This window comes from Alcanivorax sp. HI0083, from assembly GCF_001635175.1.
In genome coordinates this window covers 1-1,015 of record NZ_LWFX01000230.1, presented here as the reverse complement: position 1 = coordinate 1,015, position 1,015 = coordinate 1, and the positions used below count along the sequence as shown (strand labels likewise).

At 58.1% G+C, this 1,015-nt stretch carries 1 protein-coding gene; it reads left to right on the top strand.

Going from position 1 to position 1,015, the window contains the following annotated elements:
- The coding region (locus A3754_RS02510; RefSeq protein ID WP_063518771.1) for a protein-glutamate O-methyltransferase CheR at window positions 1-754 on the top strand (754 nt) is incomplete at its 5' end.
- Window positions 755-1,015 lie beyond the last annotated feature (261 nt).

The following is a 1,015-nucleotide window of genomic DNA, read 5'->3' as shown; positions in this document are numbered from 1 at the left end:
GACCTTCCTCGAAACCAGCTTGAACATTCGCATGCGCGAGCTGGGCATCGAGGACTACGACACCTATTACGAACACCTGATGGTGGGCTCAACCCAGTCGCGGGCCATGGAATGGTCGGTGCTGGTGGACCGTCTCACCGTTCAGGAAACCAGCTTCTTCCGGCATCCCGGCTCCTACGCACTGGTGGAAGAGTTCACCCAGCGCTTCATGGCCGAACAGCCGGATGGTGCCAGCCTGGATGTGTGGAGCGTGGGGTGCTCCACCGGCGAGGAAGCTTATTCCCTCGCCATGATGATCAACGAACAGTTTTCCGCCAGCGAGCGAAAGCTGTTCTACGGCATCACCGCCACCGATATCAGCCTGCCCACCCTGGCCAAGGCCCGCAAAGGCGAATACGCCGCGCGCCGGGTATTGCAGGTCGATCCACTGTTGCGGGACAAGTATTTCGAGCCCACGGGGAACGGGCAAACCGTAACGATCACCGGAGCACTGCGCGAACGCATCTGCTTCGCGCGGCTCAACGTGCTGGACCTCAGCACGGCACCGATGAACAACATGGACCTGATTTTTTGTCAGAACATGCTGATTTACTTCCGCCGCTGGCGTAAACGCCAGATTGTGAACCGGCTGGCGGAACGGCTCGCACCGGGAGGCATCCTGGTACTCGGGCCCGGGGAAGTGACCGATTGGCAACATCCGGATCTGGAACGCATTCATTTTGCTGATACGTTGGCATTCCGGCGCTGTAGATAAGACATAAAACAACAAGCTGCACGCAACACGCAGCGCACGAAAAAGAAAAACGCTTGGGGCGGCACCCATACAGGAATGACCTGCATGAGGCGTGCTGCATGTTACGTGCTGCGTATTACAGAAACCTGCCCGCAGTGACGGCAGGTTTGAGTATGACAGGAGACGTCATGAGTGACCGTCACGACTATCTGGCTCTGGACTGGGTTCGCGGGGAAATCCAGGAAACCCTGAACCAGGCGCAACAGGCACTGGAATCGTTCG